Consider the following 25743-nt stretch of genomic DNA (forward strand, 5'->3'; position numbering starts at 1 on the left):
CCCATGCGACGCACCGCTCGTGCTCTGTCCGCGACCGCCCTGGCCGCGGCCGCCCTCGGCATCGCGATACCGGCCGCCCGGGCCGACCCCGCCGCGGAGGTCAGCCCGGGCAGCGTCCGGCCAGGTGGCAGCGTCACCGTCTCCGTCACCTGCGATGCGGTCGAGGGGACCGCCCCGGAGACGATCGACGCCTCCTCGCGGGCCTTCGAGGGGGGAACGGTGCGGCTGCGCCGGGTCAGCGCCGCGGACGGCCGTACGGCCGGGACGGCCGGGACGGCCGGGGCCGCCAGAACCATCGGGACCGTCTATCGGGGCACCGCCCGGATTGCCTCCGGTGAGGACGTCAAGAGCGATCCGGACGCGGCCGCGCAGGACGCCGCGCGGACGTCGGTCGACGGCACGTGCCCCGCCGCGGCCGGTGCGCAGGGGCAGTCCTGGAGCGCCGAGCTCTCGATGCCCCGCGCCGACACCGGAACCGATGTCGCCGCCGATGCCGATGCCGATGCCGATGTCGCTGCCGACGCCGCCGGCACCGTGGTCGGCCCGGGCACGGTCAAGGGTGCCGATTCCGGCTCGGACATCGGCGTCGACGCCGATGGCACCCGGCCGTGCGATGACGCGAAGGCCTGCGGTGCGTCGCAGTCGTGCGGGGACGGCCAGGGGCGAGAGTGCGCGCAGTCCCAGCCCGCGGGCGACGGCCGGAAGACGTCCACGGACGCCCGGGAGACGTCGGGCGATGGTCAGGAGGCTTCAGGCGACGGACGCGAGTCGTCGGGCGATGGCCGGGAGACGTCAGGTGACGGACGCGAGTCGTCGGGCGACGGCCGGGAACCCTCCGGGGACGGCTGGGAGCCCTCCGGGAACGGGCGGGAGTGCGGGGAGCCCGGGGGTGCATCCTGTAGCGACGGCGGCCGTACGTGCTCCGCGCCCCGGGGCGACTCCACCTGCGGCCCGGCCGTCGTCCAGCACGGTGTGGACGCTGGGGAGGGCGGTGCCTTCACCGGGTCCGTACCGGCGCTGGTCGTCGGCGGACTGCTGATCGCGGGCGCGCTCGGTGCGGCCGTGCACCGATTGGTATGGCACCGGGAGCAGGCCGGGGACGGCTGACACCGGCCGAGGGAGCAGCCGACGACAGAGCACGGACCGTACGGACGGCACACGGCACCACGGACTGCGCGGAGGCGGACATGCGGCGGACGCACCTCGAAGGCCACGGCCCCGTCCGCTACGGGCCGCCCCTGCCCGACGACGGACTGCCCGTCCTGCCGGAGCTCTCCGCCGTGCTCGCCGCGGCGGCGAGCCGTCCCGGGGAGGAGCCGGTCGGCGGCGGCCCCGGGCTCCTGGAGGCGGCCGGCGGCTACTGGGCGCGGCGCGGACTGTCCACCGGGACGGACCGCGTGGCAGCCGGACCCGGAGCGCCGTCGCTGCTGCTCGCCCTGACCGCCGCGCTCGGCGGTGACGTCCTCGTGCCCAGGCCCTGCGCGGCCTGGTGGGCACCGTACGCGCGCCTGCTGGGCAGACCCGTCTTCCACGTCACCACACCGGCCGAGTGCGGCGGCGTACCCGACCCGTACGCCCTGCTGGAGACCGTGCGCCGGGTCCGCGCCGAGGGCGGCGACCCACGGCTGCTCGTGCTCTCCGTCGCCGACGACCCGACCGCCACCGTCGCACCGCCCGAGCTGCTGCACGAGACCGTCGAGGCCGCCGAGGGCGAGGGACTGCACCTGGTCAGCGACGAGACCTGGCGCGACACCCTGCACGACCCGCACGACACCGTGCTGCTCAGCCCCGCCGAGATGCTCCCCGACCGGGTCACCGTCGTCACCGACCTGGCCGGTGCCCTGCTGCCGCCGGGCTGGCCCGCGGCCGTCGCCCGCTTCCCCGAGGGAGACACCGGGGAGGCGCTGCACGCGCGCGTGCTGGACGTGCTCACCGCACTGGGGGCGCGCGTCGCCGGACCGGTCGCGGCCGCCGCCGGGTACGCGCTCGGCGAACCCGAGCCGGTCACCGTACGCCGCGACGCCGCCGTACGCCTGCACGCGCGCGTGGCCGACGCCGTGCACGCCGCGGTCGTCGCCGCGGGCGCCCTGTCCCGGCCGCCGCAGGCCGGCCGCCACCTGTACGTCGATCTCGCCGAGCTGCGTTCCGCGCTCGGCGCGCACGACATCGGCGACGCACAGGAACTGGAGGACTTCCTCACCGCCGGGCTCGGCATGCCCGCGCCCGGCGGCCACCGCTTCGGCGACGACCTGGGGGCGCTGCGCGTGCGGCTGTCCACGGGGCCGCTGCTCGGCGGTACGGACGAGGAACGCACGGAATGCCTCATGTCACCCTCACCGTTGGAACTGCCACACGTGCAACGCGCGTTGATCTCCTTGAGGTCGGTCTTCGACGATCTCCGCGACGACGCTCAGCGATGGGAGCCTCCTCGATGACGCAGCAGACGCAGCCGCTCGGGTCCACCACCACGACGACGACCAGGGAAGCCGACGTTCCGCCGGCCCCGGCGGCCCCGCCCGCCCCCACCTCCTTCGCGCCCCCGTTCCCGCCTCTCGCCGACCCCCGCCCCCTGGGCGAACTCCGGTTCTGGCCGCGGACCTTCCACGACCGGCTCACCGCCCCCCTGCCCGGCTTCAAGGCCATCGCCCGCTTCGCCCGCGAGGGTTCCGTACGGCCCGGACCCGACGGCCTCGCCGACATCCCGCACCTCCCCTTCGAACCCGGCCCGCTGCCCCGCACCGACGCCCGCACGACCGCCGTCACCTGGGCGGGCCACGCCAGTTGGGTCCTGCGAATAGGCGGGCTCACCGTCCTCACCGACCCCGTCTGGTCGCGCCGGATCCTCGGCACCCCGGCCCGGGTCACCCCCGTCGGGGTCGCCTGGGAGGCGCTGCCGCGCGTCGACGCCGTGGTGATCAGTCACAACCACTACGACCACCTGGACGCCCCGACCCTGCGCCGGCTCCCGCGCGACACACCGGTGTTCGTCCCGGCCGGACTCGGCAACTGGTTCCGCCGCCGCCGGTTCACCGTCGTCACCGAGCTCGACTGGTGGGAGGCGGCCGAACTGTCCGGCGTCCGCTTCGACTTCGTGCCCGCCCACCACTGGTCCAAGCGCACCCTCACCGACACCTGTCACAGCCTGTGGGGCGGCTGGGTGCTCACCGCCCCGGACGGACAGCGCGTCTACTTCGCCGGCGACACGGGATACGGCCACTGGTTCTCCCGCATCGGCCGCCGCTACCCGGGCATAGACCTCGCGCTGCTCCCCATCGGCGCCTACGACCCGCGCTGGTGGCTGAGCGACGTCCACTGCGACCCGGAGGAGGCCGTCCGCGCCGCCCGCGACCTCGGCGCGCGCCGCATGGCGCCCATGCACTGGGGCACGTTCGTGCTCTCCGCCGAGCCGGTCCTGGAGCCGCTCACCCGGGTGCAGGCCGCGTGGGCGGCGGCGGGACTGGACCGCGAGGCCCTGTGGGACCTGCCGGTGGGAGGCTCACGGGTACTGGACTAGGACCTGCGGAGCGTGGCCCCGTCCGGCCGGCGGGGCGCGCTCATCCCGACGACCGCTGGACCGGCGAAGCCTTCCGCAGGCGCCGCCAGGCGCTCGGTGTCACGGTGATGAGCAGCGTCAGCGCGACGGCCGCGACCACGCCCTGCCACGGCTCCGGGAAGAGCGAACCGCCGAGGATCCCGATCAGCTGGTAGGTCACCGCCCAGGCCAGACAGGCAGGCAGGTTGCCGCGGGCGAAGCGGCGCAGTGGCCAGTCGGCCAGCAGACAGGCCAGCATCACCGGTATACGGCCCGCCGGCACCAGCCGGGACAGCACGAGCACCGCCACACCGTGCTCCGCGAGCTTCCCCTGTGCCTGCGTCAGCCGGTCCTCGGGCGCCCGCGCGCGGATCGCGGCCAGCCACCGCGACCCGTTCTTCGAGCCCATCCCGCGCCGCCCCAGCAGATACAGCGCCGCGTCCCCCAGGAACGCGGCCAGCGACGCCGTCACGAACACCAGTGCCAGCGAGAACGGCGCTGTCTGATGGAACGCCACCACCGCCGCCGAACTCACCAGCGCCCCGGTCGGCACCACCGGCACCAGCGCCCCGATCAGCACCAGCAGGAACAGCGACGGATAGCCGATCGCCTGCTGGGTGGACTCCGGTGGCACGGCCGCCCGCGCGGCGTCGGCGAGCCAGTTCACCGCGCGACCTCCAGCCGCACGCCCTCCCCGTGCCCGAGCTTGTGCACCGTCACCTGAGGCGCGTACTCGGCGGCCAGGCGCACGAATTCATCACCCGGCGCATGGAATTCATGGGGGCGCACGGCATCCATGCCGATGGGCCAGTATGTGCCGTAGTGCACCGGCACCGCGCTGCGCGGCGCGAGCCGGGCCAGAGCCTGGGCGGCGCGTCCCGCGTCCAGATGCCCCGGGCCGAGGTACGGTCCCCAGCCGCCGACCGGCAGCAGCGCCACGTCCACCGGCCCGACCTCCTCTGCCATGGAGTCGAACAGGCCGGTGTCCCCGGCGAAGTAGGTCCGTGCCTCGCCCTCGACGACGTACCCGAGGGCTGGGCAGCGGTGCGGGCCGATCGGCAGCCGTCGCCCGTCGTGACGTGCTGACACCGCCCTGACGACCAGGTCACCGATCACGGTCTCGTCTCCGGGGGCCACCTCGGTGATGCGCAGATGGGTGAGCCGGCGCAGCCCCGGTACCGCCCGTGGTGCGCCCCGGGGCACGAGCAGGCGCGTGCCCGGGGCGAGCCGGGCCAGCGAGGGCAGGTGCAGATGGTCGGCGTGCAGATGCGAGACGAGTGCCACGTCCGCCCGGCGGGCGTCGGGGGCGGGCAGCGCACCCCGGCGGCGGCGCAGGTGCGCGAGTCTGCCGGCGAACAGGGGATCGGTGAGCACACGTATGTTCGAGTCGACTACCGTGCAGGTGGCGTGACCCCACCAGGTGATCTCCACCGGCACCCTCTTCGCCTCCTTCGCGCGACTCCCCGAAGCCTACGGGCAGGAGTAGGGTCGGCGGCGAAACCCGGAGGTGAGGGGGCCACCATGGGACCGGTTCGGGTCACGGCGATCGCCAGTCTGACGCCGCTGGAGGAGCTGGAGGCGGATCCCTTCCTCGTGGATTCCCGCAGTCAGCACGCGATGTGCGCGCGCTGGGCCGCCGAGCGTGGCTATGTCGTGGCGCGGGAGCTGCTGGTGCGGGGTCTGCGCCCCGACCACTGCGTGCTGTGGGACGGGGTCCGGCCCGGGGTGGACCTGTTCGTCGCGCCCAGCCGGCGGGTGCTGGAGAGCGCCCTGTCCTCCGCCGACGAGTTCACCGCGGAGTGTGCCCGGCGCGGGGTGCGGGTCGAGACGGTCGGCTGCGCGGAACCGCTGTACGACGCCCAGATGAAGGCCCGTGTCCACCGGCGCCTGTCGATGCCGACCGCGGGGTACGACGGCCGCTAGAAGCCGGGATGATCCGGACCACACCCCCTGGGTCCTGCGGCGAAGGTCCCTGATGTCCGGCCCGCCCCCCTGTGACAAGGTGGAGCAAGGCCCGCGCCGGTGACGGGCCGGGACGTGAGGTGTGCGGGGCGTGCGTGGCGGGCGTTGGCGGCGGATCGCCAGTCAGATCGGGCGGAGCGTCACGGTGTGGGCGGTCTCCACCCTCACCATGCTCGTGCTCGCCGGAATCCTGCCCGACTTCCAGCTCCAGTCCGCCGACGGCGACAGCGCCACCCGCATCGCGGTCACCGCGGCCCTCGGCGCCGGTGCCTTCGGCATCCTGTCGGCCGTGGTCTGGCCGCTCCTGGTACGGCTGCTGCTGCTCGTGCCCGCCCTCGTCCTCGGCCTGCTGGTCTTCTTCCTCAACGGCTCCCTGCTGCTCGTCGCGCTGCGCATCAACCCCTCCGGCAGCAGCGAGGCCGCCCCCGAGACCGCCGTCATCGTGGCCGCCGTGATGTCCGCCGTCGCCTCCGCCACCGGCGCCGCCCTCGCCGTCCGTGACGACGACGCCTACCGGCGCAGGCTCTACCGGCTCGCCGACCGCCGCCGCGGCTCCCACCCGCCCTGCCCGGCCACCCCCGGCACCGTCCTCGTCCAGCTCGACGGCGTCGGCCACGACGTCCTCACCGACGCCGTCCGCAAGGGGCTCATGCCCACCGTCGCCCGCTGGACCGGCGCCGCCGACGGCCTGCCGCCCACCCACCGGCTCACCCCCTGGCGCACCGACTGGTCCAGCCAGACCGGCGCCAGCCAGCTCGGCATCCTGCACGGCTCCAACTTCGACGTCCCCGCGTTCCGCTGGTACGAGAAGGACAGCCACGAGGTGATGGTCTGCAACCGCCCGACCAGCGCCGCCGAGCTCCAGCGCCGTGCCGTGGAGCGCACCCGCGACGGCGGACTGCTCTCCGTGGACGGCGCCAGCCGCGGCAACCTGTTCAGCGGCGGCGCCGGCGAACAGGCCCTCGTCCTGTCCATCGCCACCCGCCGCCGCGGCCGCGAGAACCGCTCCCGGGCCGGCTACTTCGCCTACTTCTCCGACCCGGCCAACGCCGTCCGCACCGCGCTCTCCTTCGCCGCGGAGGTCTGCCGGGAGATCGGCCAGTCCTCCCGGGCCCGGGCACGGGGGCAGCGTCCACGCGTCAAGCGCGGCGGGCTCTACCCCTTCGTCCGTGCCTTCGCGACCGTCGTCGAACGGGACGTGGTCGTCGCCGCGGTGATGGGCGACCTGCTCGCCGGACGTACCGCCGTCTACGCCGACCTCGTCGCCTACGACGAGGTCGCCCACCACTCCGGGCCGCGCAGCCGCGACGCCGACAAGGTGCTGCAGCGCCTGGACCGCTGCCTCGCCCTCATCGAGAAGGTCGCCGAACACGCCCCGCGCCCCTATCGGATCGTCGTGCTCTCCGACCACGGCCAGAGCCCCGGCGAGACCTTCCACGCCCGCTACGGCCTCACCCTCGGCGACCTCGTCCGCGCCGGCAGCGGACTGCCCGTACCGCGCCGGGCCGAGCGGACCCTTCCCCAAGCTCTCGGCTTCGCTCGACCAGGGGAGACCCCGACCGGCGCCGAGGCACGAGCCGCCGTACGCGCGGCCCTGCACAGGCCCGTCGAGGAGCGCGGCGAACGCCACCGCCCCGCCGGCCGCCACTCGGAACCGATCGTGCTCGCCTCCGGCAACCTCGGTCTGGTCTCCTTCCCGGACGTGCCGCACCGTATGACCAAGGAGGAGATCGACGCCCGTCACCCCGCCCTGCTCAGCACCCTCGCCAACCACCCCGGCATCGGCTTCCTGCTGGTGCGCAGCGAGCGGCACGGCGGGCTGGTGCTCGGCGCGAACGGCGCGGAGATCCCGCTGGACCGGCTCGACGGCCATCCCGGCCCGCTGTCCTGCTTCGGCCCCGGCGCCGCCGACGCCGTCCGCCGCACGCACTCCTTCCCGCACACCGCCGACATCATGGTCAACTCCTGGTACGACCCCGCCGGCGGCGAAGTCCTCGCCTTCGAGGAGCAGATCGGCTCCCACGGCGGACTCGGCGGCGCCCAGGCGAAACCGTTCCTGCTGTCGCCCCTCGCCCTGTCCGCGCCCAGCGACGACGGACAGGAGCCGGTCGGCGCCGAGCAGGTGCACCGCGTGCTGCGCCGCTGGCTGCGCGAGGAGAACGGCCCCCAGGTGCCGCTCACCCCTCAGGCAGAGGAGGAGCGGGCCGCCTGAAAATCGGCTGCGGCCGAGGGGACACGCGCCCACACTGTTCGAGTCGCCCGCCCTCGAACCTCCCCAAGGAGCCCTGGTCTTGCAGGCTGCCGTCACGGTCACCCCTGCCCGTCTCCCCGAGCTGCTGCTCGGCCTCGCCACCGTCCGCCCCGTCTTCATCTGGGGTGCCCCCGGCATCGGAAAGTCCTCCCTGGTCCGGGAGTTCGCCGCGTCGCTGGGCCTGGACTGCGTGAGCCTGCTCGGCACCCAGCTCGCCCCCGAGGACCTGATGGGCGTCCCGCAGATCCGCGAGGGACGGTCGGTGTTCTGCCCGCCGGAGGCGATCGCCCGCGACGAGCCGTACTGCCTGTTCCTGGACGAGCTGAACGCTGCCACCCCGGACGTGCAGAAGGCGTTCTACTCGCTGATCCTGGACCGCCGTATCGGCACCTACGAGCTGCCCAAGGGCTCGATCGTCGTCGGCGCCGGAAACCGGGCCACCGACAACGCCCTCGCCCGCCCCATCGCCTCCGCCCTCGTCAACCGGCTCGCCCACGTCCATCTGGAGGCCTCCGCCCGGGACTGGCTCGCCTGGGCCGCGGGCAACGGCATCCACCCCTGGATCGTGGACCACGTCACCGACCGGCCCGACCATCTGTGGTCCAAACCGCCGAAGACCGAGGAGCCGTTCTCCACCCCGCGCTCCTGGCACATGCTCTCCGACGCGCTGCACTCCTTCGGCCGGGACCTCGACGAGGAGACCCTCAAGGTCCTCGCCCACGGCACCCTGACCCCCGCCCACGCGACCGCCTTCTGCGGCTACGTCAAGATCGTCCGCAGCCGCTTCGGCATCGAGGCGATCCTCAAGGGCGACGCCCGCTGGCCGCACCGCGTCGAGGACCGCGACCTGCTGTACTACCTCGCGGAGTCGTTCCGCGGCCGCCTCGTCAAGGAACTGCCCGTCAGCAAGGAGCACATGTCGGCGAACGGACGCCAGACCGCCTACCGGGCCAAGTCCCTGCTCGTGCAGCTCGCCGAGATCTCCGTCGAGGTCGCGCAGAGCGTCATAGCCGCCGACACCGACGGCAACCCCGTCCTGCCCGCCTGGTTCCTGATCGAGGCGGCGCGGGACATGCCCCGGCTGGTGGAGGCGCGCCGGTGAGCCGGGTGCGTGCGGCGAAGCAGGAGAAGAAGAAGGACCCGGCCGCGGAGGAGTTCGCGGCGGGTGTGGCGCTGCTGCGGTCCAACCCGGCCTTGCGTGCGGTGGAGTTCACCGTCTGCCGCCATCCGGACTGCGGTCTCGCGCCGCGCGAGGGGCTCGTGCGCGCCGATGCCGACGGTGATCGTGTGCTGCCCGCCTGGTTCCTGATCGAGGCGGCGCGGGACATGCCCCGGCTGGTGGAGGCGCGCCGGTGAGCCGGGTGCGTGCGGTGAAGCAGCAGCAGAAGAAGGACCTGGCCGCGGAGGAGTTCGCGGCGGGTGTGGCGCTGCTGCGGGCCAATCCGGCCCTGCGTGCGGTGGAGTTCACCGTCTGCCGCCATCCGGACTGCGGTCTCGCGCCGCGCGACGGTCTCGTGCGCGCCGACTCCGACGGGGTGCTGCACGCCCACCCCACCCGCCGTGCCGAGCCCGCCGAATGGGCCTGGGCCCTCGCCCACGCCACCCTCCACCTCGGCTTCGGACACCTCCCGGCCGCCACCGGCGAACGCACCCAGCCCGACCGCCACGACCTCGCCGCCCGCTGCGCCGTCGTCAACCGCTTCCTGCAGACCTTTCCCGTCGGCCAGGCACCGGAGCGGTTGCCGCCGACGTACCCCGACGGCGACGAGGAACAGCTCGCCGCGCAGTGGCGCCGTACGGGCGTCCCGGCCGCGTACGAGCGCTGCGGCACCGCCGGCGGCGAGCCCGACCAGCTGCTGGTGTCCTGGAACAAGTGGGCCGGGCAGCCCCCGGACTGGCAGCTCGCCTTCGCGCACGCCCTGACCCGCACCATGGCCACGGCAATGGACATGGCGGGCGGCCGCCGCGACTCCATGACCGGCGCCGCGACCCCGCCGCGCCCCTGGGAGAAGGCCCTGAGCTGGTTCATCTCCTCCTATCCGCTGCTCGGCGGTATCGCGGCCGGCATCAGGCTGGTCGCCGACGCCGAACTCGCCCGCGCCCATGACATCTCCGTCGCCGCCGTCAACGCCGAGGCGGGCGAGATCTACGTCAACCCGCTGCGCACCCTGGAGGACGAGGAGTGGCGGTTCGTCCTCGCCCACGAGATGCTGCACGCCGCCCTGCGCCACGGCGACCGCCGCGGCACTCGCGACCACTATCTGTTCAACATCGCCTGCGACTACGTCATCAACGCCTGGCTCGTCGAGATGGGCGTCGGCACCATGCCCCAAGGGGCGCTGCACGACCCGGAGCTGACCGGGCTGTCCGCCGAGGAGGTGTACGACCGGATCGCCGGCGACCTGCGCCGGATGCGGCGCCTGGCCACCCTGCGCGGCAAGGGCCTCGGTGACATGCTCGGCGCCCCGCTCGGCCCGCCCCGTGACTACGTCGACCTCGACGAGTTCTACCGCCGGGGCCTCGCCCAGGGCCTGGACCTGCACCAGGCGCAGGAGCGCGGCTTCCTGCCCGGCGGCCTGGTCGAGGAGATCCGCGCGCTCAGCCACCCGCCGCTGCCCTGGGACGCACAACTCGCCCGCTGGTTCGACGAGTTCGTCCCGCGTCCGGAGGCGGTGCGGTCGTACGCGCGGCCCTCGCGCCGGCAGTCGTCCACCCCCGACATCCCGCGCGCGGGGCACTGGTTCCCGCCCGAGGAGGTCGCCCGTTGCACCTTCGGCGTCGTCCTCGACACCTCCGGTTCCATGGACCGCACGCTGCTCGGCAAGGCGCTCGGCGCGATCGCCTCGTACGCCGAGGCCCGCGACGTGCCCGCCGCCCGGGTGGTCTTCTGCGACGCCGCCCCGCACGACGCCGGCTATCTGCCGGTCGCCGACATCGCCGGGCGGGTACGGGTGCACGGCCGCGGCGGTACGGTCCTGCAGCCCGGGATCGACCTGCTGCACCGGGCGGACGACTTCCCGCCGGGCGCCCCGGTGCTGGTCATCACCGACGGCTGGTGCGACGTACTGCGCGTGCGGCGCGAGCACGCCTATCTGATCCCACAGGGCGGCCGGCTGCCGTTCACCCCGCGTGGGCCCGTCTTCAAGGTGCGGTGAGTCCGGATGTGATCGGATGGGACACGCAGAACCCGGAATGGGGCTCCCACGCGAAAGGAACAACCGTGGCCACCACGCGCACCGCACACACCGTCTGGGAAGGCAACCTGATCGAGGGCAACGGCGTCGTCACCTTCGACTCCTCCGGCATCGGCCAGCAGCCGGTGTCGTGGCCGTCGCGCGCGGAGAAGGCGAACGGCAAGACCAGCCCCGAGGAGCTGATCGCCGCCGCCCACTCCAGCTGCTTCTCCATGGCGCTGTCGCACGGCCTGGCCGGCGCCGGCACCCCGCCCACCAAGCTCGTCACCTCGGCGGACGTCACCTTCCAGCCGGGTGAGGGCATCACCGGCATCCACCTCACCGTCGAAGGCACCGTCCCCGGTCTGGACGAGGACGGCTTCGCCGCGGCCGCCGAGGACGCCAAGAAGAACTGCCCGGTCAGCCAGGCCCTGACCGGCACCACCATCACCCTGTCGGCGAAGCTCGCCTGACCCGCACCACGTCCCTGGATGCCGCGCCCCGCAGGGCGCGGCATCGCCGTTTCGGGGTACCCGGCATTGACAACGGCCCGCTCAAGTTTTGTGCTGGAGTCGGGGAAACGCCGGGCGGAAGGGGACAGCAATGGCACGCGCGGTCGGGATCGATCTCGGCACGACGAACTCGGTGGTGGCCGTCCTGGAGGGCGGCGAGCCCACCGTCGTCGCCAACGCCGAGGGGGCGAGGACCACGCCGTCGGTCGTGGCCTTCGCCAAGAACGGCGAGGTACTGGTCGGCGAGGTCGCCAAACGGCAGGCCGTGACGAACGTGGAGCGCACCGCGCGCTCGGTGAAGCGGCACATGGGCGACGGGGCCTGGCGCTTCCCGGACAGCGGCACCGTCGACGGCACCCGCTACCGGGCCCAGGAGCTGTCGGCGCGGGTGCTGCAGAAGCTGAAGCGGGACGCGGAGGCCTACCTCGGCGAGGACGTCACCGACGCGGTGATCACCGTACCGGCGTACTTCGACGACTCCCAGCGGCAGGCGACGAAGGAGGCCGGGGAGATCGCCGGTCTGAAGGTGCTCAGGATCATCAACGAGCCCACGGCCGCCGCCCTCGCCTACGGCCTCGACCGCGGCGAGGAGCAGACCGTCCTCGTCTTCGACCTCGGCGGCGGCACCTTCGACGTCTCCCTCCTGGAGATCGGCGACGGTGTCATCGAGGTGAAGGCCACCAACGGCGACACCCACCTCGGGGGCGACGACTGGGACCAGCGGATCGTGGAACACCTGGTCAAGCGGTTCAAGGGGCAGTACGGCGTCGACCTGGGCAACGACAAGATGGCGCTGCAGCGGCTGCGCGAGGGCGCCGAGAAGGCCAAGATCGAGCTGTCGAGCTCGACCGAGACGACGATCAACCTCCCGTACATCACCGCCTCCGCCGAAGGCCCCCTCCACCTGGACGAGAAGCTGACCCGTGCCCAGTTCCAGGAGCTCACCGCCGATCTGCTCGACCGCTGCAAGACCCCCTTCCACCAGGCGGTCAAGGACGCCGGCGTGAAGCTCTCCGCGATCGACCACGTCATCCTGGTCGGCGGCTCGACCCGGATGCCCGCCGTCACCGACCTGGTCAAGGAACTCACCGGCAAGGACCCGCACAAGGGCGTCAACCCCGACGAGGTGGTGGCGGTCGGCGCCACCCTGCAGGCGGGCGTCATCCGCGGCGACGTCAAGGACGTGCTCCTGCTGGACGTCACCCCGCTGTCCCTGGGCATCGAGACCAAGGGCGGCATCATGACCAAGCTCATCGAGCGCAACACCACGATCCCGACCCGCCGTTCGGAGATCTTCACCACGGCCACCGACAACCAGCCCTCGGTCGGCATCCAGGTCTACCAGGGCGAGCGGGAGATCGCCGCCTACAACAAGAAGCTCGGCGTCTTCGACCTCACCGGCCTGCCGCCCGCCCCGCGCGGAGTCCCGCAGATCGAGGTGGCCTTCGACATCGACGCCAACGGGATCATGCACGTCTCGGCGAAGGACCTGGCCACCGGGCGCGAGCAGAAGATGACGGTGACCGGCGGCTCGGCCCTCCCGAAGGACGACATCGACCGCATGATGCGGGAGGCCGAACAGTACGCCGACGAGGACCGCAGGCGCCGGGAGGCCGCCGAGACCCGCAACCAGGCCGAACAACTCGTCTACCAGACCGAGAAGTTCATCCGGGACAACGAGGACCGGGTGCCCGCCGAGACGAAGTCCGAGGTCGAGGCGGCGGCCACGGAGTTGAAGACCCTCCTTGAACAGAATGCCGATACGGCCGCCCTGCGCGCCGGCGTCGAGAAACTCGCCTCCGTGAGCCAGAAGATGGGGCAGGCCATGTACGCGCAGACCCAGCAGGAGACTCCGCCTCCCGGGGAGAGCGCCGCACCGCCGCAGGACGAGGAGGGCGTGGTCGACGCGGAGATCGTCGACGACGAACGCGACGCGAAGGGCGGTGCCGCGTAGCCGACTCCCGCTACGCGGTCGGCAGGGTCGCGCAGACCGCGTCCAGTACGGATGCGTACGGCGTACCGAACTCCGTCAGCCGGGAGCGCAGGCCCTCCAGCGCGTCGCGGTGTTCCGTGAGCAGCTCCGTGCTGCCGGTACGGGCGGTGCACTCCAGCACCGCCGGGAGGAAGTCGGGCAGCTCCTCGCAGCTGAACTCCAGGCCGTGTTCCCGGTAGACGTCCTCGAACCGGTCCAGGGACTTACCCCGCCGTCCGATGCAGCCGTTGTTCCACCGGCTCAGATACAGGCCGTGCCGGTGCCCGAGCCCGAAGACCCGCACATAGTGCTCGGCCAGTTCGCACGGCGGGGTCGCGGCCGCGTAGTCGCTGAACTCCCGCAACTGCGGCGCGGCTTCGCGCAGCAGCGGCAGCCGGGCGACGAAGTCGTCGTCCGGATACGTCAGGCAGAGCGCAGCCGCCTGGTACAGGACCGCGTCCGAGGGCATCAGGCCTCCTTCGCGTCGTCGGAGGCCGGCCGCCGCTCGCGGTCGGACACGCGCGCTCCCTTGCTCGCCCTTGGTCCCAACCTAGGGGCGAGGAGGGATGCGCACCTGTCTGCGGCACCCGTCCGGGTCAGGGCTTGCGCGCGACCCCCGCGTACACGGGTACGACGCCCTCCGCCTGCGCGGCCACGTCCTCCGGGTCCGGCCGCCAGCCGTAGACGGGGATGACACCGGGGCCGAGCAGCTCCAGGCCGTCGAAGAACCTGGCGAACTCCGTCAGCGTACGGGGATAGAACGGCGTGCCGCTCCTGCGGAACAGCTCCGCCGCCCGGGCCACGCCCTCGGGGCTGAGATCCTGCGTGACCTGGGAGAGGATCAGATGGCTTCCCGGGGCGAGCCGTGCGACGTACCGCTCGATCAGGCCGTACACATCGTCCTCGTCACCCAGGTAGTGGGTGAGCGCCACCAGCGACAGCGCGACGGGCCGGCCGAAGTCCAGGGACTCACCGGCCAGGCGCAGGATGGTGTCGGGGTCGCGGACATCGGCGTGGACGTAGTCCGTGCTGCCCTCGGCGGAGCCCTTCAGCAGTGCCTCGGCGTGCCGCAGCACGATCGGGTCGTTGTCCGCGTACACCACCCTCGACTCAGGGGCCGCGCCCTGCGCCACCTGGTGCAGATTGGGCTCGGTGGGAATGCCGGTGCCGATGTCCAGGAACTGACGGATCCCCGCCTCGGCCGCCGTACGCACGGCGCGGTGCATGAACCGCCGGTTGGCACGCGCCCCGCGCACCGCCGTGCCGTCCGCGGCCAGGATCTTCCGCGCCAGCTCCTCGTCCACCGGGTAGTTGTCCTTGCCGCCCAGCCACCAGTCGTACACGCGTGCGGGATGCGGCCTGCTCGTGTCGATGGTGATGCGCCCGGCCTCGGATTCGCTCATGCGCTGTCTGCTCCGTCCTCAGAGGTTCTTCCGGTACTCACGCAGGATCTTCTCGGTGCGCTGTGCGGACGCGGCCCGCGCGGTCATGTGGTCCAGCACCTCCAGGTGCGCCCCGACCTCCGACCGCGAGTCCAGATACAGGGCGCCGGTCAGATACTCCGTGAAGACCATGTCCGGCAGCTCGGGCTCCGCGAACCGGAACAGCGTGAAGGGGGCGTACGTCCCCGGATGCGGTCCTGCGGCGAACTCGGCGAGCTGGAGGGTGATCCGGTCCCGCTCCACGTACTCCAGCAGCTTGTCCAGCTGGTCGCGCATCACCTCGGCGTGCTCGCTCACCGGGCGCAGCAGCACCGTCTCGTCCATGATCACCCACAGATGGGGCGGATGTTCCCGTTCCAGCAGGCTCTGCCGTGCCATGCGTAACGACACATGGCGCTCGATCGCCTCCGGGCCGCAGCTCCCGATCGTCCCGGCCTCCAGCACCGCACGCGCGTAGCCCTCGGTCTGCAGCAGGCCGGGCACGAAGTGCGGCTCGTAGGAGCGGATGATCCGGGCGGCGCCCTCCAGGCTCACATACAGGCTGAACCAGTCCGGCAGCACATCGTGGAACCGCTGCCACCAGCCCGGCTGGTTGGCCTCCTCGGCCAGCTCCACGAACGCGGCCGCCTCCTCGTCGGCGACGCCGTACGTCGTGAGCAGCACCTGCACGTAGGGGATCTTCAGCGCGACCTCGGCCATCTCCATCCGCCGTACGGTCGCCGGAGCCACCCGCAGCACCCGGGCGGCCTCCTCGCGCTTGAGGCCGGCCGCCTCGCGCAGCTCCTGCAGCCGCTTCCCGAGCACCACCTGGCCCACGGTCGGCGCAGCCCGCCGCTCACTCACGCCACGCCTCCCCTACGCGCCGAAGTCTGCGTGCAGTGTGTCACGCGATGCCGTATCGCACACGTGCCCGACGCAGACGCACGCGTCACATGCCGGTCAACCCACCGGCGTATGCAGGTACTTGGCGGTGGCCGGGTCGGCGGGCAGGAACGTCTCGATCGCCAACTCGGCCACTGTCACGTCCATCGGCGTGTTGAACGTGGAGATCGAGGACACGAACGACAGGATCCGCCCCTCGTGCTCGATCCGCATCGGCAGCGCGAAGTACGCGGCGGGCTCGGCCGGTTCGTCCTCGGGCGTGCCCCGCGGGACGGGGTAGGCCGCGACCTCCTCGTACAACTCCCGCAGCGCGTCGGAGCGATGAAGGGCGATCTGCCGTTCCATCTGCGCGAGCAGATGGCCGCGCCACTCGCGCAGATTGCGGATGCGCGGCGCCAGACCCTCCGGATGCAGCGTCAGCCGCATCGCGTTCGGCGCGGGCGTCATCAGGGACTCCGGTACGCCGTCCAGCAGCATGGCGATGCCCCGGTTGGCCGCGACGACCGTGTACGTGGCGTCGACGACCAGCGCCGGATACGGCTCGTAACCCCGGATCAGCTGTTCCATCCCGTCCCGCAGCGCGTCCAGCGCCGGGTCGTCCAGCGGGGTCTCGGGATAGTGCGGGGCGTAACCGGCCGCCAGCAGCAGCGCGTTGCGCTCCCGTACCGGCACGTCCAGGTGCTCGGCCAGGCGCAGCACCATCTCCTCGCTCGGCCGGGAACGGCCCGTCTCGATGAAGCTGATGTGCCGCGCCGACGAGTCGGCACGCAGTGCCAGTTCCAGCTGGCTGACCCGGCGCCGCTCCCGCCAGGCACGCAGCAGCGGACCCACACCCTTTTCGTTGGCGGTGGGGTCGGGGGTGGTGGCGGACGGGGCGGGGCCGGACGCGACACTGGTCATACGGACGACCGTAGTCGAGGAGTGTGCGCATGAACGAGCCCTGGAAACCGTCCTGGGAGGCCACGGCGGTGTACCGGGCCCGGGTCCGCGGCTGCCTCCTCGGCGGCGCCCTCGGTGACGCCCTCGGCTATCCCGTGGAGTTCTCCTCCCTCGACCGGATCCGCGCGGCCCACGGTGCCCGCGGGGTGACCGGGCTCGTACCCGGCGCGCACGGCGTGGTGGGCCGGATCAGCGACGACACCCAGATGACCCTGTTCACCGCCGAGGCCCTCGTCCAGGCCCACGCACGGGAACGCGCCAAGGGCATCGGCGGCGCCTGGTCCCTGCTGCTGCGCCAGGCCTACGAGCGGTGGCTGCAGACCCAGTCGAAGCCCGGCCCGGACCGGGCCGCACCCACCGAGGGCGGCGCTTCGCCGGCCGGCCTGATCACCGAGGAGTGGCTGTACGCCCGCCGCGCCCCGGGCAACGCCTGCCTGTCCGGGATCGCCCAGATGTACGCGCCCGACCCGTGGCTCGCGCTCGACGGCAGGCCGGGGCAGGTCAACCCGGACTCCAAGGGCTGCGGCGCGGTGATGCGCTCGGCCCCCTTCGGCCTCGTCAACCCCGCCGACGCGGCCTTCGCCATGGCCGCCCGCGGCGCCCAGATCACCCACGGCCATCCCACCGGCTACTACGCGGCGGGCGCCCTCGCCGCGATCGTGGCGCACCTCGTCGCCGGGGACTCCCTGGAGGGCTCGGTGCTGCGCGCGCTACGGGAGTTGGAGACCCACCCCGGCCACGAGGAGACCTCGGCCGCCCTGCGCGAAGCCGTCGAGCTCGCCGCGCAGGGGACGCCGACGGCGGAGAAGGTCGAGTCACTGGGCGAGGGCTGGGTCGCCGAGCAGGCCCTCGCCATCGGCGTCTACTGCGCCCTGGCGGAACCCCGCGTCAAGGACGCCCTGCTGCTGGCCGTCAACCACTCGGGTGACAGCGACTCCACCGGCTCGATCTGCGGCAACCTCCTCGGCGCACGCCACGGCGACGTGGGTCTGCCTCATGCCTGGGTCGAGCGGGTCGAGGGCCGGGCGCGGGTCGCGGCGCTGGCGGACGACCTGGCGGCGGAGTTCGCAGGGGGGTGAGCGGGTTCGCCTTCGGCGATCTGTTCGGCGCGTGTCATGGCGATGTGGGTCTGCTTCATGCGTGGGTCGGGCGGGTGGAGGGCCGGGCGCGGGCTGCGGTGCTGGGGATGACCTGGCGGTGGAGTTCGCAGGGGGCTGAGCGGGCTTGGCTGCGGCGATCTGTTCGGCGCGTGTCATGGCGATGTGGGTCTGCCTCATGCGTGGGTCGGGCGGGTGGAGGGCCGGGCGCGGGTCGCGGTGCTGGCGGACGACCTGGCGGCGGAGTTCGCAGGGGGTTGAGGTGGGCTCGGCTGCGGCAGGCTGAGCGGGCACGTCTGTGGCAGGCTGAGCGGGTACGTGAGCCCAGGAAGGGAGCCGTTCCATGCCCGTCGAACCGCTGTCCCAGAAGGAGATCGAGGACCGGCTCGCCGAGCTGCCGGGCTGGTCGCTCGACGGGGACCGCATCACCCGTTCGTACCGGCTCGGCTCGCACTTCGCGGCGGCGGCGCTGGTCGTGCACATCGCCCGGATCCAGGACGAGCTCGACCACCACTCCGACCTCACCCTCGGCTACAACACGGTGACCCTGTCCGTGAACACGCACAGCGCCGGCGGTGCCGTCACCGCCAAGGACTTCGGACTCGCCCGCCGGGTGGAGGACATCGCCCCAGGTCACGGGGCACACTGAGGTACGTGCTGGACTACGACAAGGAAGCCGACGCCTACGACGCCTCACGCGGCGGCGAACCACGGGCCGAGGCGGCCGCCGACGCCGTCCTCGGCCTGATCCCCGACGGCGCCCGCCGACTCCTCGACCTCGCCTGCGGCACCGGCATCGTGACCCGGCGGCTGGCGGCGGCCCGGCCGGAGATGACGGTCACGGGCGCCGACCTCGCCCACGGCATGGCACGGATGGCCGCCGCCCGACTGCCCGGCTCGGTCGTGCTGGCCGACAGCCGCCGACTCCCGTTCCCCGACGGGACGTTCGACGCGGTCACCAGCGTCTGGCTGCTGCATCTGATGGACGACCCCGCCGACGTCGGCTCCATCCTCGCCGAGTGCTCCCGCGTGCTCCGGCCGGGCGGGGTGTTCGTCACCACGGTCGACAAGGCCGAGGCGCACGACGTGGGCAGCGACATCGACGCCGTCCTCGTCCCGCGGCCACGCCGCCCCGCCCCCGACGCGGCCGGCACGGTGGCAGCGCACGCCGCGGAGCACGGACTCCTCCCCGCCGGGCAGGCGTCCTTCCCCGGCCTGGGCCAGGGCCGCAGCCCCCGCGGCACCATCGCCAATCTGCGGCGCGGCTGGTTCACCATGCTGACGCCCGAAGACCCGCTGACGGACCGGCTCGCCGAGGCGCTGGCGGCCCTGCCGGACCAGGACCGGCCCCGCCCCGACCCCCGTTTCCGCGTGCGGTCCTTCAGGAAGCCGCAGGCCGGCCGAACTCCATGATCCAGTTGGTCACCCAGGTCTCCCCGCCGTCCATCGAGAACGCCTGCTCCCAGCGGGCCGCGGCGGGGGAGACCCCCGACCACACGAACCGCACCCGTACGTCCTTCCCGTCGTGCGTGTCGTCGCCGTAGAACTCGCCGCGGTCGCCCGTGAACCGGCCGAAGACCGGCGGGAAGAGCGTCCCGCTGCGGCTGGAGGCCCAGTTCAGCGACCAGTCGCCGGTCTCCCGGTCGAAGAGCCGCAGGGTCGCGCCCCGGTACCCCAGGCGCGGCATGTCGATCTCGTCGATGTTCGCGGCCCCGCCGAACAGCGGCCGGCAGTGGCTGGTGGCGGCGAACTCCTCCCAGTCGCTGCCGGGGTCCAGGAAGTCGGTGCGGCGGCGGTTGCGGACCTCCCACTCGCCGTGGAGGAAGTCGAAGTCGTGCGGGCTGCTCATGAACGGTCCCCCGTGGTTCCCTCGGGCAGGCTGTCGGTCAAGTAGGCCTCCAGGTCCGGGACTTCGGGCGCCAGCAGATGCCGTACCCAGGCGTCCCGTTCGTGCTGGATCGGCGGGAGCTCCCACACACAGCCGATCCAGGGCAGCTCCGGCCGGATGAAGTGCGTCGGGTCCTCGTCGGGGCAGCCGAGCACCGGCTGGCCCGCCGAGGCGCCCCTGAAGTGCAGGACGTTGTCCCACACCCAGCTGTACGCGTTCAGATAGGCGCCGGTGTCCCCGCCCCGGTGGAGCACGACGAACGTCGCGGGCGGCGTGCCGTCCGGCTCCGGCAGCAGCTGCGGCAGGATCGTGTACGCCGCCTTCTCCACCTCGGGCGCGATGCCCCCGGGGTCCGCGGTGACGTGATAGCGCTTGACGTGCCGGCCGGCCACCTCGATCGGCGGCAGCACGGTCAGCAGTTTCTCCTTGAAGGCCATGCACGGGACGCTAAGCCAGCTTCACTGACATCCTGTGGCAGTGAAGTCCAGCCGACTCGTCTCGATCCTCCTGCTCCTGCAGACCCGGGGCCGGATGACCGCCGCCCAGCTCGCCGAGGAGCTGGAGGTCTCCGTCCGCACGGTCTACCGGGACGTCGAGGCCCTGAGCGCGGCGGGCGTTCCGCTGTACGGCGACGCGGGCCACGCCGGCGGCTACCGCCTCCTCGACGGCTACCGCACCCGCCTGACCGGTCTGACCACCGACGAGGCCGAGGCCCTGTTCCTGGCGGGCGCCCCCGGTCCCGCCGCCGACCTCGGACTCGGCCCGGTGCTGGCCGCCGCCCAGCTGAAGGTGCGCGCCGCGCTCCCACCGGAACTGCGCGCCCACGCAGACCGCGTCAGCGGACGCTTCCATCTCGACGCCCCCGGCTGGTACGCCGGCGCCGACGACACCCCGCACCTGCCCGCCGTCGCCGACGCCGTCTGGAACGGCCGCGTCCTCGACGTCCTGTACCGGCGCTGGCGCGAGCCCACCGACGTACGCCGCCGTCTGGAGCCGTACGGACTGGTCCTGAAGGCGGGCCGCTGGTATGTCGTCGCCGGACCGGGCCCGCGCACCTTCCGGGTCGACCAGATCCTCGAACTGACCGTCTCCGGAAAGGAGTTCACCCGTCCCGAGGACTTCGACCTGGCCGCCTACTGGACGGCGTACCAGCGGGACTTCCACGACCGACTGCGCGGGGGAGAGGCGCTCGTCCGACTGGCCCCCGGCGCCCGGCTGCCCGGACCGGCAGGGGAGGCGGCGGTCTCCAACGGCCTTACGGACGAGAGGGGTTGGACTCTGGCCACCGTCCCCATCGAGTCCGTCGACCACGCCCACGCCGAATTCCTGCGCCTGGGCACGGACATCGAGGTCCTCGCACCCGTCGAGCTGCGCGAGCGCATCGCGCGGACCGTCACCGAACTGGCCGAAACCTACGGCAACTCCCGTGCGAGCGGCGGCGACTGAGACGGGAACCCGTCCGTCCTCCCCGGGAGGTACGTCACGTGAAGCACCCGCATCCCCCCGCCCACCGCAGACGCCGCAGCGCCGTCCTCTCCGCGCTGACCGCGGTGGCCGCCCTGGTCGGCGCCGGTCTCACCGGCGTCTCCACCGGCACCGCCGCGGCCGCCACCGCGAGGCAGGTCGAGGCGCTCGACCGGGGCGTGGTCAGCGTCCACACCGACAGCGGCAACCTGGTCAGCTGGCGCTGGCTCGGCACCGACCCCGAGGATGTCTCCTTCAACGTCTACCGCGCGGGTACGAAGGTCAACTCCGCCCCGGTCACCGGGTCCACCGACTATTTCCACTCCGGTGCCCCTGCCCAGGCCGACTACACGGTACGGGCGATCGTGAACGGGGTGGAGCAGGCCGACTCGGTCCACGCGATCCAGTTCCGCACGGGCTACAAGGACGTCCCCATCACCCCGCCCGCAGGCGGCACCACCCCCGACGGCGTCACCTACACCTACGAGGCGAACGACGCCTCCGTCGGCGACCTCGACGGCGACGGGCAGCTCGACGTCGTTCTCAAATGGCAGCCAACGAACGCCAAGGACAACTCCCAGTCCGGCTACACCGGCAACACCGTCCTCGACGGCATCAAGCTCGACGGCACCCGTCTGTGGCGCATCGACCTGGGCCGCAACATCCGCTCCGGCGCGCACTACACCCAGTTCCAGGTGTACGACTACGACGGCGACGGCAGGGCCGAGGTGGCCGCGAAGACCGCCGACGGCACGGTCGACGGCACCGGCGCGGTGATCGGCAGCGCGTCGGCGGACCACCGGAACTCCAGCGGCTACATCCTGTCCGGACCGGAGTATCTGACCATGTTCAACGGGCAGACGGGCAAGGCGATGCAGACCGTCGACTACGTCCCGGCGCGCGGCACGGTCTCGTCCTGGGGCGACTCGTACGGCAACCGCGTCGACCGCTTCCTCGCGGGCACGGCCTATCTGGACGGCTCCCGCCCCTCCCTGATCATGGCGCGCGGCTACTACACACGCACGGTCGTCGCGGCCTGGGACTGGCGCGGCGGCTCCTTCACCCGCCGCTGGACGTTCGACACCAACTCCTCCACCAACAGCGGCAAGGGATACGACGGCCAGGGCAATCACCAGCTGTCGGTCGCCGACGTGGACGGGGACGGCAAGGACGAGATCGTGTACGGCTCGATGGCCGTGGACGACAACGGCCACGGCCTGTGGACGACGAAGAACGGCCACGGCGACGCCCTGCACGTGGGCGACCTGGAGCCGTCCCGGGCGGGCCTTGAGGAGTTCAAGGTCGACGAGGACGGCTCGAAGCCCTCGTCCTGGATGGCCGACGCGAGGACGGGACAGATCCTGTGGTCCACACCGGCCAACGGCGACAACGGCCGGGGTGTCTCCGGCGACATCTGGGCCGGCAGTGCGGGCGCCGAGTCCTGGTCGTCCCGCGCGGACGGCGTACGCGACCCGCGGGGCAACGTCGTTGCGAGCCGTAAGCCCTCCAGCATCAACTTCCTGGCCTGGTGGGACGGCGACCCCGTCCGTGAACTCCTCGACGACACCCACATCGACAAGTACGGCACCTCGGCCGACACCCGCCTGCTGACCGCCTCCGGTGTCCATTCCGACAACGGCACCAAGGCGACGCCGGCCCTGTCCGGCGACATCCTCGGCGACTGGCGCGAGGAGGTCATCTGGCCGACGACCGACAACAAGGCCCTGAGGATCTACTCCACCCCGTACGAAACGAGCACACGCATCACGACCCTCCTCCACGACACGCAGTACCGCACGGCCCTGGCCTGGCAGAACACCGCGTACAACCAGCCCCCGCACCCGAGCTTCTTCATCGGCGCCGGGATGGCCACCGCTCCCCGGCCCACGGTGTACGCGCCGTAGAGGGCACACAGGAGGGCGCGTGCCCGGTGCGGCACGCGCCCTCCCTCTTTTCAGGCGACCGTGCAGGTCTGGTCGCCCAGCTTGAATGTCGTGGGTTTCGTGTTGGCGCCCGTCCAGCTCCCCGTGAAGCCGAAGCCCACGGACGAGCCGGCCGCCACCGTGCCGTTCCAGCTCACGTTCCTGGCCTTCACCGCCGCCACCACCTGGGTCCAGTCCGCGTTCCACAGCTGGGTGATCTTCTGGCCGTCGGGGAAGGACCAGCCCAGTGACCAGCCGCTCCAGGCGGTCGAGCCCGTGTTGGTCAGCTGGACGTCGGCCTGGAAGCCGCCCGTCCACTGGTTGGTGATCTTGTAGGTCACCGTGCAGGCACCGGTCGGTGCCGGATCCGTACCGCCGCCGGTATCGGACGAGTCGCCGTAGACGACTCCGCGGCCGTTCGTCGACACATACACCCGGCCGTACACCCTCGGGTCACCGGTGATCGCCGCGCCCGTCCACCCCCACTGGTGGACGTCGTCGTTGATACGGGTCCAGGTCGCGCCCTTGTCCGTGGAGCGGAAGATGCCGCGCACGCCGCCGATCTTCGCGCTGGTGTACAGGGTCTGGTACGAGGCTCCCGGCGCCGCCTTGCCGAAGCCGATGGTGTCGGCCTGCTCGACGCCGGCCGCCTTGGTGAAGGTCGCGCCGCCGTCCGTCGAGTGCCACAGGCCGTACGCCCCGTCGCTCGCCCCGCCCGCCAGCCACACGTCGCCCTTGGTGCCGGGCAGCGCCTTGAAGCGCACGCTGTCACCGCTGGGCAGACCGGTCGCCGCGGACGCCGTGAAACTCGCACCGCCGTCCGAACTGACGTAGAACTTGCCCGACTTGAAGCCGTAGAAGGTCTTCGGATCGACCCGGTCCGACTCGACGACCGCCCCGGAGGGGATGCCGCTCGACGCCGCCCACGAGGTGCCGAAGCCCGAGGCGTACTGCACGCCCGCTCCGACCGGACTCCACACGAACCGGTTGCCGTCCGCGCCGGCCGCGACCGTGCCGCCGCCGCTCACTCCCGAGGGATCCGTCCCCGCGAACCAGTTGGCGCCGTTGTCCGTCGAGAACGCGATGTGCGGGCCCGAGTCCAGATTGCCGACCCGGACCACCGTGTTCGGGTTCGTCTCGGCGAAGTCGAGGCTCGTGGTCGTGGAGAAGGTGGGCGAGGTGTACATCATCGACGGGACCTCGGTGAGATCCGTGTGCCGGAAGCCGCCGATGTCACCGAGCGCGCTGAAGAGCCGGGCGTCGCCCGACGGGGGAGCGGCCAGGTCGTTGACCGACGTCTCCTCCAGCCCCCGCACCATCGGCTTCACCGTGAACTGGCCGCCGCTGTCCCAGTTCGTCAGGTTCTCGGTGCCGTAGAGCGTCGCGCCCGTCCCGTACATCATCCGGGCGGAGTCGAACGGGTCGATCTCCAGCGACTCCGTCATCCAGCCGAGTTTCGGGCTCTGTTCGGGCGGCGACGGGTTCACTCCGAAAGTCAGCCAGGGGGAGGACGAGACGTCGATCGTGTAGCGGTTCGAGCGGTTGGGGTACGACGTGTAGTCCCACGCCTTCGTCCAGGTGCCGCCGCTGTCCGTGGAGCGGAAGAGCTGGGTGTCCGGCCACCAGGAGCTGTAGGCGGTGGCCATGACGGTGCCGGGGTGCTGACGGTCGACCGTCAGCCCGCTGAATCCGTAGTAGGTGTCGGCCTCCGCGACCGGGCTGATGTTCGTCCAGGTTCCCGTCGCCGTCGCGTACCGCCACAACTGGCCCTTGCCGCCGTCGTACGGGCCGCCCTTGTCGCTGTAGGCCAGGTACAGGTAGCCGTTCTTCGCGTCCAGCACGCCCTTGTGGGCCAGATATCCGGTCGGCTGACCGGCGAGCCGGGACCAGGTCGTGCCCCCGTCAGTCGACCGGTACACCGCGTTGTCCTTGTCGGCCACCCCGACGTAGACCGTCTTCGTCGCGCTGCCCGACGTGCCCGTGGACTCGTCGAAGGTGACCCAGACGACGCCCTGGTTGTCGCTCGCGTACCCGGAGGTGTCGCTCGGATCCTGTCGGTAGTTGCCGGGGTTGGGGAAGGACGTCACCTGCGACCAGGTCGCCCCGGAGTCCGTCGACCGCCACAGGCCCTTGCCGCTGGGCGCGCCCAGGTACAGCACGCTGTTCCTGTTCGGGTCGATGGCCAGCCGTTCGCCCATGCCGCGGCCGGGCATGTTGCCGCCCAGTTTGAAGGGGAGGTCGGCCTTCTGCCAGCTCGCGCCCCGGTCCACGGAGCGCAGCACGGCCCCGTTCCCGGGATCCCAGCTGTTGGTGTACGTGCCCACGGCCGCGTACACCTTGTCCGGATCGACCGAGTCGGAGGCCAGGCTGACGACACCGGTGTGTCCCCAGTCGTTCCAGCCTACGGAGTCCAGCAGCGGGGTCCAGGTCTTCGTCGACTCCTGCCAGCGGTAGGCGCCGCCGATGTCGGTGCGGGCGTAGACCAGGTTCTTCTCGGAGCGGTTGAACACGATGCCGGGGACGAAGCCGCCGCCGTCGATACGGGCGTTCTTCCAGGTGTAGGTGTCGGCCGCGAGCGGCACTTTCGGGCTGCTCGCGGCCAGGGCGGGCGGACTGCCCGCGAGCAGCCCGGCGGCCAGCGCCAGCACGGCCGTGAGGATGCGGGTTCTTCGCACGGGAGGAGTCCTCTCCTGGGGGGAGGGCGGTC

24 protein-coding genes are annotated in these 25743 nt (G+C 72.3%); 15 read left to right on the forward strand and 9 right to left on the reverse strand.

The window, feature by feature from the left end; genetic code table 11:
* The first annotated feature begins 3 nt into the window (after positions 1–3).
* From AB0I54_RS06190 to AB0I54_RS06200, 3 genes are all read left to right on the forward strand, one after another.
* The gene (locus AB0I54_RS06190; protein WP_363294708.1) at positions 4–1107 is read left to right on the forward strand and encodes a hypothetical protein; all 1104 of its coding nucleotides are present in this window, start codon (positions 4–6) and stop codon (positions 1105–1107) included.
* Between the two features lie 80 nt (positions 1108–1187).
* Positions 1188–2435 carry an aminotransferase class I/II-fold pyridoxal phosphate-dependent enzyme gene (locus AB0I54_RS06195; RefSeq protein WP_363294709.1) on the forward strand — a complete coding sequence of 416 codons (1248 nt, stop codon included), beginning with the start codon at positions 1188–1190 and terminating at the stop codon, positions 2433–2435.
* Positions 2432–3514 carry an MBL fold metallo-hydrolase gene (locus AB0I54_RS06200; RefSeq protein WP_363294710.1) on the forward strand — a complete coding sequence of 361 codons (1083 nt, stop codon included), beginning with the start codon at positions 2432–2434 and terminating at the stop codon, positions 3512–3514. The genes AB0I54_RS06195 and AB0I54_RS06200 overlap by 4 nt, the downstream gene beginning before the upstream one ends.
* Positions 3515–3554: 40 nt before the next feature.
* Here the strand turns inward: AB0I54_RS06200 and AB0I54_RS06205 are convergent, their stop codons facing one another.
* Together AB0I54_RS06205 and AB0I54_RS06210 are read right to left on the reverse strand one after the other, a co-directional pair.
* Positions 3555–4199 carry a VTT domain-containing protein gene (locus tag AB0I54_RS06205; protein WP_363294711.1) on the reverse strand — a complete coding sequence of 215 codons (645 nt, stop codon included), beginning with the start codon at positions 4197–4199 and terminating at the stop codon, positions 3555–3557.
* Positions 4196–4969, reverse strand: a complete 774-nt coding sequence (locus AB0I54_RS06210) for an MBL fold metallo-hydrolase (protein WP_363294712.1) — start codon at positions 4967–4969, stop codon at positions 4196–4198. The genes AB0I54_RS06205 and AB0I54_RS06210 overlap by 4 nt, the downstream gene beginning before the upstream one ends.
* A gap of 84 nt (positions 4970–5053) precedes the next feature.
* On the opposite strand from AB0I54_RS06210, the gene AB0I54_RS06215 reads away from it, so the two are divergent.
* From AB0I54_RS06215 to dnaK, 7 genes are all read left to right on the forward strand, one after another.
* Positions 5054–5455 carry a hypothetical protein gene (locus tag AB0I54_RS06215; protein WP_263214422.1) on the forward strand — a complete coding sequence of 134 codons (402 nt, stop codon included), beginning with the start codon at positions 5054–5056 and terminating at the stop codon, positions 5453–5455.
* 121 nt (positions 5456–5576) lie between these two features.
* The gene (locus tag AB0I54_RS06220) at positions 5577–7706 is read left to right on the forward strand and encodes a phage holin family protein (protein WP_363294714.1); all 2130 of its coding nucleotides are present in this window, start codon (positions 5577–5579) and stop codon (positions 7704–7706) included.
* Positions 7707–7785: 79 nt separating this feature from the next.
* The gene (locus tag AB0I54_RS06225; protein ID WP_363294715.1) at positions 7786–8847 is read left to right on the forward strand and encodes a MoxR family ATPase; all 1062 of its coding nucleotides are present in this window, start codon (positions 7786–7788) and stop codon (positions 8845–8847) included.
* Positions 8844–9101, forward strand: a complete 258-nt coding sequence (locus AB0I54_RS06230; RefSeq protein ID WP_363294716.1) for a hypothetical protein — start codon at positions 8844–8846, stop codon at positions 9099–9101. Before AB0I54_RS06225 ends, AB0I54_RS06230 begins: the two co-directional genes overlap by 4 nt.
* Complete coding sequence (locus AB0I54_RS06235) at positions 9098–10900, forward strand: hypothetical protein (protein WP_363294717.1); 1803 nt, start codon at positions 9098–9100, stop codon at positions 10898–10900. The genes AB0I54_RS06230 and AB0I54_RS06235 overlap by 4 nt, the downstream gene beginning before the upstream one ends.
* A gap of 65 nt (positions 10901–10965) precedes the next feature.
* On the forward strand, positions 10966–11391 hold the full coding sequence (locus AB0I54_RS06240) for an OsmC family protein (protein WP_363294718.1): 426 nt from the start codon (positions 10966–10968) through the stop codon (positions 11389–11391).
* Between the two features lie 130 nt (positions 11392–11521).
* Positions 11522–13384: a molecular chaperone DnaK gene (gene dnaK / locus AB0I54_RS06245; protein WP_363294719.1), complete on the forward strand. Its 1863-nt coding sequence runs from the start codon at positions 11522–11524 to the stop codon at positions 13382–13384.
* Positions 13385–13394: 10 nt separating this feature from the next.
* Here dnaK and narJ read toward each other — a convergent pair whose 3' ends face one another.
* The 4 genes from narJ to AB0I54_RS06265 form a co-directional block, all read right to left on the reverse strand.
* On the reverse strand, positions 13395–13871 hold the full coding sequence (narJ, locus tag AB0I54_RS06250; RefSeq protein ID WP_363294720.1) for a nitrate reductase molybdenum cofactor assembly chaperone: 477 nt from the start codon (positions 13869–13871) through the stop codon (positions 13395–13397).
* A 127-nt stretch (positions 13872–13998) separates the two neighbouring features.
* Positions 13999–14805 carry an SAM-dependent methyltransferase gene (locus AB0I54_RS06255; RefSeq protein WP_363294721.1) on the reverse strand — a complete coding sequence of 269 codons (807 nt, stop codon included), beginning with the start codon at positions 14803–14805 and terminating at the stop codon, positions 13999–14001.
* Positions 14806–14823: 18 nt separating this feature from the next.
* Positions 14824–15687 carry a helix-turn-helix transcriptional regulator gene (locus AB0I54_RS06260; protein ID WP_363294722.1) on the reverse strand — a complete coding sequence of 288 codons (864 nt, stop codon included), beginning with the start codon at positions 15685–15687 and terminating at the stop codon, positions 14824–14826.
* Positions 15688–15783: 96 nt separating this feature from the next.
* Positions 15784–16626, reverse strand: coding sequence for a helix-turn-helix transcriptional regulator (locus AB0I54_RS06265; RefSeq protein WP_363294723.1), 843 nt, complete (start codon positions 16624–16626; stop codon positions 15784–15786).
* Between the two features lie 29 nt (positions 16627–16655).
* On the opposite strand from AB0I54_RS06265, the gene AB0I54_RS06270 reads away from it, so the two are divergent.
* The 3 genes from AB0I54_RS06270 to AB0I54_RS06280 all read left to right on the forward strand — a co-directional run bounded on the left by AB0I54_RS06270 (position 16656) and on the right by AB0I54_RS06280 (position 19175).
* The gene (locus AB0I54_RS06270) at positions 16656–17744 is read left to right on the forward strand and encodes an ADP-ribosylglycohydrolase family protein (RefSeq protein WP_363294724.1); all 1089 of its coding nucleotides are present in this window, start codon (positions 16656–16658) and stop codon (positions 17742–17744) included.
* Positions 17745–18105: 361 nt separating this feature from the next.
* Positions 18106–18411: a 4a-hydroxytetrahydrobiopterin dehydratase gene (locus AB0I54_RS06275; RefSeq protein ID WP_263214450.1), complete on the forward strand. Its 306-nt coding sequence runs from the start codon at positions 18106–18108 to the stop codon at positions 18409–18411.
* A gap of 5 nt (positions 18412–18416) precedes the next feature.
* Positions 18417–19175 carry a class I SAM-dependent methyltransferase gene (locus AB0I54_RS06280; protein WP_363294725.1) on the forward strand — a complete coding sequence of 253 codons (759 nt, stop codon included), beginning with the start codon at positions 18417–18419 and terminating at the stop codon, positions 19173–19175.
* On the opposite strand, the gene AB0I54_RS06285 is transcribed toward AB0I54_RS06280, so the two are convergent.
* Together AB0I54_RS06285 and AB0I54_RS06290 are read right to left on the reverse strand one after the other, a co-directional pair.
* On the reverse strand, positions 19144–19611 hold the full coding sequence (locus tag AB0I54_RS06285; RefSeq protein ID WP_363294726.1) for a hypothetical protein: 468 nt from the start codon (positions 19609–19611) through the stop codon (positions 19144–19146). The genes AB0I54_RS06280 and AB0I54_RS06285 overlap by 32 nt on opposite strands.
* On the reverse strand, positions 19608–20087 hold the full coding sequence (locus AB0I54_RS06290; protein ID WP_363294727.1) for a hypothetical protein: 480 nt from the start codon (positions 20085–20087) through the stop codon (positions 19608–19610). Before AB0I54_RS06290 ends, AB0I54_RS06285 begins: the two co-directional genes overlap by 4 nt.
* A gap of 40 nt (positions 20088–20127) precedes the next feature.
* Here AB0I54_RS06290 and AB0I54_RS06295 point away from each other — a divergent pair, with 40 nt between their 5' ends.
* Together AB0I54_RS06295 and AB0I54_RS06300 are read left to right on the forward strand one after the other, a co-directional pair.
* Entirely contained in the window at positions 20128–21096 is a 969-nt protein-coding gene (locus AB0I54_RS06295; RefSeq protein ID WP_363294728.1) for a YafY family protein, read from the forward strand.
* 38 nt (positions 21097–21134) lie between these two features.
* Positions 21135–23018, forward strand: a complete 1884-nt coding sequence (locus AB0I54_RS06300; protein ID WP_363294729.1) for a rhamnogalacturonan lyase — start codon at positions 21135–21137, stop codon at positions 23016–23018.
* Between the two features lie 50 nt (positions 23019–23068).
* Here AB0I54_RS06300 and AB0I54_RS06305 read toward each other — a convergent pair whose 3' ends face one another.
* Positions 23069–25711, reverse strand: coding sequence for a cellulose binding domain-containing protein (locus AB0I54_RS06305; protein ID WP_363294730.1), 2643 nt, complete (start codon positions 25709–25711; stop codon positions 23069–23071).
* Between the last annotated feature and the right edge of the window lie 32 nt (positions 25712–25743).

It is taken from the genome of Streptomyces sp. NPDC050625 (genome assembly GCF_040654755.1).
In the GTDB taxonomy this organism is placed as follows: Bacteria; Actinomycetota; Actinomycetes; order Streptomycetales; family Streptomycetaceae; genus Streptomyces.

Coding starts and splice junctions, on each gene's coding strand:
- dnaK (WP_363294719.1), top strand. CDS start 11,522: ATGGCACGCGCGGTCGGGATCGATCTCGGCACGACGAACTCGGTGGTG.
- AB0I54_RS06190 (WP_363294708.1), top strand. CDS start 4: ATGCGACGCACCGCTCGTGCTCTGTCCGCGACCGCCCTGGCCGCGGCC.
- AB0I54_RS06270 (WP_363294724.1), top strand. CDS start 16,656: ATGAACGAGCCCTGGAAACCGTCCTGGGAGGCCACGGCGGTGTACCGG.
- AB0I54_RS06265 (WP_363294723.1), bottom strand. CDS start 16,626: ATGACCAGTGTCGCGTCCGGCCCCGCCCCGTCCGCCACCACCCCCGAC.
- AB0I54_RS06275 (WP_263214450.1), top strand. CDS start 18,106: ATGCCCGTCGAACCGCTGTCCCAGAAGGAGATCGAGGACCGGCTCGCC.
- AB0I54_RS06290 (WP_363294727.1), bottom strand. CDS start 20,087: ATGGCCTTCAAGGAGAAACTGCTGACCGTGCTGCCGCCGATCGAGGTG.
- narJ (WP_363294720.1), bottom strand. CDS start 13,871: ATGCCCTCGGACGCGGTCCTGTACCAGGCGGCTGCGCTCTGCCTGACG.
- AB0I54_RS06285 (WP_363294726.1), bottom strand. CDS start 19,611: ATGAGCAGCCCGCACGACTTCGACTTCCTCCACGGCGAGTGGGAGGTC.
- AB0I54_RS06200 (WP_363294710.1), top strand. CDS start 2,432: ATGACGCAGCAGACGCAGCCGCTCGGGTCCACCACCACGACGACGACC.
- AB0I54_RS06195 (WP_363294709.1), top strand. CDS start 1,188: ATGCGGCGGACGCACCTCGAAGGCCACGGCCCCGTCCGCTACGGGCCG.
- AB0I54_RS06215 (WP_263214422.1), top strand. CDS start 5,054: ATGGGACCGGTTCGGGTCACGGCGATCGCCAGTCTGACGCCGCTGGAG.
- AB0I54_RS06255 (WP_363294721.1), bottom strand. CDS start 14,805: ATGAGCGAATCCGAGGCCGGGCGCATCACCATCGACACGAGCAGGCCG.